7 protein-coding genes and 1 pseudogene are annotated in these 8,339 nt (G+C 71.9%); 2 read left to right on the forward strand and 6 right to left on the reverse strand.

What is annotated here, in order from left to right; all coding sequences use genetic code 11:
- Window positions 1-2,112, reverse strand: a 2,112-nt coding sequence (locus tag GA0115242_RS19895; protein WP_107461440.1) for a sensor histidine kinase, incomplete at its 3' end; no start/stop codon positions are given.
- Between the two features lie 360 nt (window positions 2,113-2,472).
- Here GA0115242_RS19895 and GA0115242_RS19900 point away from each other — a divergent pair.
- Window positions 2,473-3,429, forward strand: coding sequence for an ABC transporter substrate-binding protein (locus tag GA0115242_RS19900; protein ID WP_093830336.1), 957 nt, complete (start codon window positions 2,473-2,475; stop codon window positions 3,427-3,429).
- An 8-nt stretch (window positions 3,430-3,437) separates the two neighbouring features.
- A complete protein-coding gene (locus GA0115242_RS19905) occupies window positions 3,438-4,958 on the forward strand; it encodes an aromatic amino acid ammonia-lyase (RefSeq protein WP_202555547.1) in 1,521 nt (506 codons plus the stop codon).
- Between the two features lie 4 nt (window positions 4,959-4,962).
- On the opposite strand, the gene GA0115242_RS19910 is transcribed toward GA0115242_RS19905, so the two are convergent.
- From GA0115242_RS19910 to GA0115242_RS19930, 5 genes and pseudogenes are all read right to left on the reverse strand, one after another.
- Window positions 4,963-6,360: a glycoside hydrolase family 43 protein gene (locus tag GA0115242_RS19910; protein WP_093830338.1), complete on the reverse strand. Its 1,398-nt coding sequence runs from the start codon at window positions 6,358-6,360 to the stop codon at window positions 4,963-4,965.
- A 302-nt stretch (window positions 6,361-6,662) separates the two neighbouring features.
- Window positions 6,663-7,274 carry a GTP-binding protein gene (locus tag GA0115242_RS19915; RefSeq protein ID WP_093830340.1) on the reverse strand — a complete coding sequence of 204 codons (612 nt, stop codon included), beginning with the start codon at window positions 7,272-7,274 and terminating at the stop codon, window positions 6,663-6,665.
- Entirely contained in the window at window positions 7,261-7,617 is a 357-nt protein-coding gene (locus tag GA0115242_RS19920) for a DUF742 domain-containing protein (RefSeq protein WP_093830342.1), read from the reverse strand. The genes GA0115242_RS19915 and GA0115242_RS19920 overlap by 14 nt, the downstream gene beginning before the upstream one ends.
- 1 nt (window position 7,618) lies before the next feature.
- The gene (locus tag GA0115242_RS19925; RefSeq protein WP_093830344.1) at window positions 7,619-8,050 is read right to left on the reverse strand and encodes a roadblock/LC7 domain-containing protein; all 432 of its coding nucleotides are present in this window, start codon (window positions 8,048-8,050) and stop codon (window positions 7,619-7,621) included.
- A 14-nt stretch (window positions 8,051-8,064) separates the two neighbouring features.
- Window positions 8,065-8,339, reverse strand: a pseudogene (locus GA0115242_RS19930) (histidine kinase); the annotation flags it as partial.

Raw genomic sequence — 8,339 nt, forward strand, 5'->3', positions numbered from 1 at the left:
TCCGTGACCCGGGGCGGCGGACGCGTGGCCCGGGGCGGCGGACGCGGCGGTGTACCGGCCGGGGGCGCCGAGGTCCGTGTGGTGCCCGGCGCCGCGGCCGACACCGCGGTCGGCGCCGCCGGAGAGCGCAGCGGAGGCGACCGGGCTCATCGTCAGGAGCAGGCTCGACGGCACGATGACCTCGGCGGTCACCCCGCCGCCCGGGGTGCGGGAGAGCGCGACGTCGACGTCCCAGCGGCGGGCCAGGGTGCCGACCACGAAGAGGCCGAGCACCTTCGTCGGCACCAGGTCGAGGCGCTCGCGGCGGATCAGCCGGGCGTTCTCCTCGGCGAGCCGCTCGGCGCTCATCCCCAGGCCGTGGTCGGCGACGACGATGGACGCGCCGTCCTCGTTGCTGCGCACGGCGACCTCGACGGGGCTGCCGGCCGGGGAGAACGCCACGGCGTTCTCAAGGAGTTCGGCCACCATCAGGGTGAGGTCGCCGATGATGTCGGGCTCCACCATGGCCTCGGTGCGGGCCTGCAACTGCACCCGATGGAAGCCCTCGATCTGGCCGAGCGCGGCCCGCACGACGTTGGTCAGCTCGGTCGGGCCCGAGTCGAGGACCGTCTCGCGGATGCCGGCGAGCAGCATCAGGGAGTCGGCGTTGCGCCGCAGCCGGACGGCGATGTGGTCGATGGAGTAGAGGCGTTCGAGCAGCGCGGGGTCCGTCTCGCCGCGCTCCACGGCGTCGATCAGGGCGAGTTGACGGGTCGTCAGGTTGCTGACGCGGCGGCCGACGTTGCCGAACATCTCGGCCGTGTTGCGGCGGCTGAGGACCTGCCGCTCCAGCAGCGCGATGGCGGTGGTCTGCACCCGGTTGAAGACGGCGGCGAGTTCACCGATCTCGTCGTCCGCGGTGAACGGCATCTCGCGCAGCCGGGGCGGGCTGTCGTCACCGGTGTCGTCGTCGGCGACCCGGGCCAGCTCGCGCCCGGCCACCTCGGCGACCTCCTGGGCCGCGGCGGTCAGCGACATCACCGGGCGGACCACCGAGCGGCGCACCACCACGGAGAACGCGATCCACACCGCGAAGCCGATCAGGCCGACGCTCAGCAGCAGACCGGCGCGCAGGCTCGCGTCGCCGGACGCGGCGTCGGCGCGGTCGGCGATCTCGTCGATCAGCGCGTCCGTGATCTTCAGCCGGGTCTCGGACTGCTTGCGGTACTCCGGGTAGGAGGCGAGGGCCTCCGAGAGCGCCTTGCTGATCCGGGCCGGGCTCTGGGCCTGCAGACCGCTCGGGTCGAGCTGGAGTTCGGCGTAGTGCTGGATGATCGTGGCCTGCGCCGCGTTGTGCTCGATCTCGTTGAGCCGGTCGGTCTGCTCCTCGGTGGCGAACCGCGCGAACCGCTGCGACTGGTGCGTGAACAGCTCGTAGGAGCCGACCGCGTTGTTGAACTCGATCAGCGCGTTGGTGTCACCGGTGCGCGCGGAGAAGACGCTGGTCTCGAAGGAGCTGTGGGCGGCGGCGGCACGCAGCAGCGAGTCCAGCAGGTTGCCGGTGAAGGTGTCGGCGAGGGCCTTGTTGCGGTCCAGGCCGAGGCCGTCGATCAGGCCCTTGGCGGCGTTGGTGTACGCCGGGTCGATGTTGTCGGCGGGCAGATAGCCCTGCTCGACCGTCTCGCGCAGGCTGGTGAGGCCGTTGACCTCGCGCAGCGCCTGCGCCTCGGTGGCCGGGAGCCGGTCGCCGAAGGTGTCGCGCACCTTCTCGACCTGCTGGTCGACGGCGCTCTGTGCGGCCCGGTAGCCGGTCAGCGAGGGCTTCGCGCCGGCGCCGACGGCCTCGTGGCGCACGGAGAGCAGGATGGCCTGCTGGTGCTCGGCCTCCACCCGGTCGACGAGGGTGGCGACCTGGGCGCTGTCACGCACCGTGCGGGCCGCCTCCGAGGCGTCGCTCGACTGGCCTATCTGGTCGACGACCAGATAGGCGAGCAGGACGGCGACCACCGCGAGCGGGATGCCGACCAAGAGGTTGAGCTTGCGCCTGAACGGCCACCGGTCGGCGATGCCCCGCAGGCCGGCCTTGGGAGGCGGGGCCTGTCTGGGGGTCGCGTCCACCTCGTTCGTGGACACCGGGCCTCCTTCGTGGGGGATCTCGTCGCGCGCGACGATGCGCGTGACTGATTCTGATCGATACCTGATCGAGGAATGCGGTGCGGACAACACGGACGAGTCGCCCGCACACGGCTGTGGCCGATGCCAACTTCGGTGAGACTACCGTCTGGTGGAACGATCAAGGGTGTCGCCCTACGTCAAGAATCCGTTACAAAGAGCCTCCGCTTCCGCCCAGGTATGTTCGCGTTTCCTTCACAACAGGCTACGTATTGAGACCACTTGGTGACCGGAGGGCCCTTGACCGGGTGAGAACTGGCTGGATTGGATCAGTATGCAGAGCTTGCTTCCGCCCCATCCCCACAGTCCGGAACGGGAATCGTGACTTCCAACCTCCCTCGCAGCACGTCCCTCAAGAAGAACACCGCGGTCGCCGTCGCGCTGGCCGCGACGACGGCCCTGCTGGCGGGATGTTCCTCCTCCGACGACGGCAAGTCCGACCCGCTCAACGAGGGCTCGTCGGACGGCAAGACCGTGGTCGTCGGCTCCAACAACTTCGCCGAGAGCATCCTGATCGCCGACATCTACGGCGAGGCCCTCAAGGCCAAGGGTGTCAAGGTCACCTACAAGCCGAACATCGGCAGCCGCGAGACGACGTACGGGCTGCTCAAGAACGGTTCGATCACCGTGCTGCCCGAGTACAACGGCGCGCTCCTCGCCTACCTCGACGCCAAGGCGGCGCCCAAGACGGTCGAGGCCACCACCGCGGCCATCGAGGCGAAGCTGGACTCCAAGCTGACGCTGCTCGACCCGGCGTCCGCGCAGGACAAGGACTCCGTCACCGTCAACGCGGAGACCGCCGCCAAGTACAACCTGACCTCCGAGTCCACCGTCGCGGACCTCAAGAGCATCGCGAAGGACCTGGTCATCGGCGGTTCGCCGGAGTTCCAGACCCGCCAGCAGGGCCTGGTCGGCCTGAAGTCGGTCTACGGCATCGAGTTCAAGACCTTCAAGGCGCTCGACGCGGGCGGCCCGCTCACCCAGGCGGCGCTGAAGAAGAACACCGTGCAGGCCGCGGACATCTTCACCACCGACCCGGCGATCGAGAAGGAGAAGTTCGTCGTCCTCCAGGACTCGGAGAACCTCTTCGGCTTCGCCAACGTCCAGCCGCTGGTCTACAAGAGCGGGCTGCCGCAGAAGGCCGTCGACGCGCTCAACGCCGTCTCCGCCAAGCTCGACACCAAGACCCTGCTCAGCCTGGACACCCAGGTGCAGGCCGACAACAAGGACCCGCTCGACGTGGCCAAGACCTGGCTGAAGTCGGTCGGACTGGTCTGACGGGCCCGTTGGACGCGACCGACGGCATCGGCGGCGCCGACGCCACCGCCGACGGACCGACGCGGGTGCCCCCGGCACCACAGGGCACCCGCGTCGCCCGCGTCCCGCTCGACGGGACGACGCTCGACCTCGCCACCCTGGCCCGGTTGGCCGACGGCACCGCGATCCCCGAACCCGCGCCCGCCGCCCTCGAACGGGCCCACCGCTCCTACCGCACCGCCGAACGGCTCGCCGCCGCGGGACGCCTCTACGGCCGCGGCACCGGCGTCGGCGCCCACCGCTCCGTCGCGGTCGACCCCGCCGACGAGGCCGGGCACGGCCTGCGCCTGCTGCGCAGCCACGCGGGCGGCGCGGGCGCCCTGCTCCCCGCCCGCGAGACCCGCGCCCTGCTCGCCGTGCGCGCCAACCAGCTCCTCGCCGGAGGCTCCGGCATCCACCCCGCCTTCGTCACCGCCCTCACCGAGGCCCTGCGCCTGGGCGTGCGGCCCGCGGTCAACGAGTACGGCGGCGTCGGCACCGGTGACCTCACCGCGCTCGCCCAGACCGGCCTCACCCTGATCGGCGAACGCCCCTGGCTCGGCGAACCGGGCCACGCACTGCCCGCCCCGGTCACCCTGCGGCCCGGCGACGCGCTCGCCCTGCTCAGCAGCAACGCCCTCGCGCTCGGCCAGGCCGCGCTCGCCGCGCACACCCTGGACACCCTGCTGCGCGCCACCCACGTGGTCGCCGCGCTCTCCCTGGCCGCCGTCTCCGGCTCCCTGGAGGCGTACGCGGCCCCCGTGCACGCCCTGCGCCCCTACCCCGGCGCCGCCCACGCGGCGGCCGAGATACGGCGGCTGCTCGCCGGGTCGGTGTCCCAGGGCCGCCGCATCCAGGACCCGTACGGCTTCCGGGCCTTCCCGCAGGTGCACGGCTGCGCGCTCGACGCGTCCGGGGCGCTGCGCCGGATCGTCGAGGTGGAGATCAACTGCCCGTCGGAGAACCCCCTCATGGACCCGGAGGCGGGCACCGCCCACCACCACGGCGGCTTCTTCGCCGCGCCCCTCGGGCTCGCCCTCGACGGACTCAACCTCGCCGTCCTGCAGACCGCGCAGCTCTCCGCCGCCCGGCTGATCGCCCTCGGCCGCTCCGAACTCACCGGCCTGAACGCCTTCCTGACCGGGGGACCGGCGAGCAGCTCGGGCACGATGATCCTGGAGTACACCGCCCACTCCGCCCTCGCCGAGCTGCGCGCGAGCACCGCGCCCGCCTCGGCCGGGCACGCCGTCCTCTCGCACGGTCTGGAGGAGGCGGCCAGCTTCGCCGGGCAGGCGGCCCGGCAGGCGCTGCGGGCGGCCGACGCCTACGCCACCGTCCTCGCCTGCGAACTGGTCAGCGCCGCGCGGGCGTTGCGGATGCGGCCGGGGCCGGTCGAGCTGCCCGCGCTCACCGTCGTCGCCGCTGTGCTGCCGCACGGCACCGACGACCGCCCGCTCACGGCGGACGTGACCACCGCGAGCGGGCTGCTGCCGGTGCTGGCCGCGCTGTGAGCGGTCAGTAGCCGACCTGGAAGGTCGCGTCCTGCCGATCGGTGGCGGTGGAGACCGGGTCGATCCGCAGCACGTAGTCGGAGTGCCGGATGTACCGCGTCGGGTTGTTGTACGAACGGAACGACGTCCAGGCGGAGTCGGCGAGCCCGGCGGTGCGCTGGAAGGTGGCGTCGGCGGCGAAGACCGAGGTGCCGTCGTTGACGTCGAGCCGCAGCGCGTAGTCGTAGTGCCGCAGGTACCGGGTCGGGTGGTTGACCGACTGGAAGGAGACGCCGGTGCTGTCGGCCAGGCCCGGCACCAGCCGCCACTGCGAGTCCGGGTACGGGTCGAAGGCGTACGCGTCGATGCGGGCGGTGTAGTCGGAGTGCCGCACGTAACGGGCCGGGTAGTTGTAGGACTTGAGCCGGTTCCAGGCCGGGGTGCCCCACTTGGCGATCAGGTTGGTGTACTCGGCCGCGGTGATCGGGTGGATCGTGAGGTGCTTGGAGTTGAGCGGCTGGGTGTAGGTCCGCTGGTCGAGCGCGGTCCAGGTGCCGGAAGCCAGACTGCTGGTCTGCCAGGCGTAGAAGACCCCGTTCGGCGACCAGGTGTCGCCCCAGAGGTAGTGGACGGAGTTCGAGGTGAGCGACTTGACGAGCGTCGGCGCCTCCGTGCCGCCGTGCGCGACGGGAGTGCTGAACTCGGTGAAGCTGCCCGGGTCGAGCGAGCTGGAGCGGGCGCCGACCAGCGTCGAGTTCTTCTTGAAGTAGAGGTAGTTGACCCCGCCGACGCCCACCGCGAGGTCGCCGTCGATCACGTCGTAGCCCGGGTCGAAGAAGACCTGCGGGGCGCCCGCGGTGACGAAGTCGGTGGTGTAGTTCACCATGATCACGTTGTGGCCGCTGGAGTTGACGGCGGAGTAGATCACGCCGTACTGCTTGCGGCCCGCGTCCCAGTACGCCTCGGGTGCCCAGCTGTGGGTGTTCATGTCGTGCAGCCGCATCCGGCGGTAGCCCGTGAAGGTGCGCAGGTCGGCGGAGTCCCAGACGTGGACGTACTGGCTGACGTAGCTCCAGTCGGTGCCCTTGAGGTCGGTGGCGAGCACCACGAAGGTGCCGTCCTGTCTGCGCAGGATGAACGGGTCGCGCAGCCCGAGCGAGCCCGCAGTGGGGGTGGCGACCGGGGCGTTCTGGTTGAGCGGGGTCCACTGGAGCCCGTCGGTGCTGACGGCCAGGTGGAGCCCGTAGTCGGCGCCCAGCATGTCGGGGGACTCGGTGAAGTAGCCCATCACGTACGCCGAGTCGGCCGCGTGCGCGGTCCCGGCCCCGGCGGCGAGGACGCCGCTCGCGGCGAGCGGCACGGCGGCGGCCATGCCGAGCAGAGCGCGGCGGGACGGACGGGGGCCGGGCCGGGGGTCTGTCATCTGCGTCTCCTGGGGTGCGCGCGGCAAGGCGGACGGGCGTGGCGTGGGCGGAGGAGGAGGCGACCTCTCGAACTGTCGGTATCTCGAACAGAGTTCGGGTGGCCGGTCAGAACGTAGGAGTGCGACGCGTACACGTCAATCAGCGGAACGGTCTTGGCTGGTTCTGACCGCCCCGGACGGGCACCACCGCCAGGACCGGCGCCGTCCCCGGGCGTCGTCGCCGCGTCCTCTGCCGCACTGCCGGGGCGGCTCGTCGTGCCCGGTGGGTCAGGTGCCGTGGCGGGCCCGTCCCGCCCGGTGGTTCACGGGGCGGGGCGGGCCAGTCGTCCGGTGCCGTTGGACTGGAGCGCCTTGGTGATCAGCTGGTCGATCAGCGCGATCAGCACGTCACGGCAGGACTCGCGGTCCCGGGCGTCGCAGAGCATCACCTGGACGTGCTCGGGCAGCGCCAGCGCCTCGCGGACCTCGTCCGGCGGGTACGGGTGCGCGCCGTGGAAGCCGTTGACGCCCACCACGAACGGGATGCCCCGGCGCTCGAAGAAGTCGATGGCGGCGAAGCTGGACTCCGGGCGGCGCACGTCGATCAGGACGACCGCGCCCAGGGCGCCGACGGCCAGGTCGTTCCACATGAACCAGAACCGCTGCTGGCCCGGCGTCCCGAACAGGTACAGCACCAGCTCGCGGCTGACGGTGATCCGGCCGAAGTCCAGCGCCACCGTGGTGGCACGTTTCTCCTCGATGCCGTCCAGGTCGTCCACGCCGAGGCCCGCCGTCGTCAGCGCCTCCTCGGTGCGCAGCGGCGCGATCTCACTGACCGAGCCGACCATCGTGGTCTTGCCGACGCCGAACCCGCCGGCGATCAGGATCTTGACCGTGTCCGGCGCGGTCGGGGCGGCGATCTCAGAGCCGGCCAAGGCCGTCCCTCACTTTCTGCAACAGGTCCAGATCCGTGGTCCGGGAGACGGGGTGCGGGGGGCGGGCGGTGATCCGTCCGGCCTCCAGCAGATCGCAGAGCATGATCACGACCACGCTCACCGGCAGGTCGAGCAGCGCGGCCAGCTCCGCCACCGCGACCGGCTCGGCACACCGGCGCAGGATGCGCTGCTGCTCGGCCTGCGGTCGGGCGGACCACGCGGGCGGCGGGTCGATCGCGGTCACCGTCGTGATCAGGGTGAAGTCGGCACGGCTGGGCCGGGTCCGTCCGCCGGTCAGGGCGAAGGGCCGCACCAGGCGGCCCGCCGTGTCACCGCCGCTCACCTCACGCGCCGGGCTCGGCGCTGGGTCCGACGCCCGCCCGCGGCGCCGCGCTCAGGTGCTCGCCGATCTTCTTCACCAGCATGTTCATCTGGTAGGCCACCACGCCGACGTCCGCGCCCTGGCTGGTGAGCACCACCAGGTGCGCGCCGGGGCCCGCCGACGCCAGGATCAGGTAGCTGTGCGCCATCTCGATCAGCGCCTGGCGCACCGGACCGCCGCGGAAGTCCATGCTGACGCCCTTGCTCAGGCTCATGAGACCGGACGCGGTCGCCGCGAGCCGCTCGGCGTCGTCGCGCAGGAACCCGGTCGACTTGGAGACGACCAGCCCGTCCTCGGAGAGCACGACGGCGTGGTTCACCTCGGCGACCCGGTCCACGAGGCCGGTGAGCAACTGGTCGAGCTGGGTGTGCGTGGCGGGTATGGGGCGTGTCATGGCGGTGTCCTTCGTCAGCGATCGGCGGGCGGAGTCCAGGGCACGGGGGTGCCCGCGGGTGTCACCGGGGTGCCCGGCTCCGGGTCAATGTCCTCGTCGTCCTCGTCGCGGGCCTGGAAGGTGCCGCGCTGGAACCCGCCGAGCGAGGCCGCGGCCCGCTCCGCGGTGAACTCCTCGGCCCAGGAGCCCTGTTCGGCGGGGACGTCCTCGCGCAGTTCGGCGGCGAGGCTGGTCTGCGGCACCCGGCGCGGCAGCCGGGGCGCCGCTCCGGGTGCCGGTGGGGGCGGGG

It is taken from the genome of Streptomyces sp. SolWspMP-5a-2 (genome assembly GCF_900091845.1).
GTDB classification, from domain to species: Bacteria; Actinomycetota; Actinomycetes; order Streptomycetales; family Streptomycetaceae; genus Streptomyces; species Streptomyces doudnae.

Coding starts and splice junctions, on each gene's coding strand:
- GA0115242_RS19925 (WP_093830344.1), bottom strand. CDS start 8,050: ATGACACGCCCCATACCCGCCACGCACACCCAGCTCGACCAGTTGCTC.
- GA0115242_RS19910 (WP_093830338.1), bottom strand. CDS start 6,360: ATGACAGACCCCCGGCCCGGCCCCCGTCCGTCCCGCCGCGCTCTGCTC.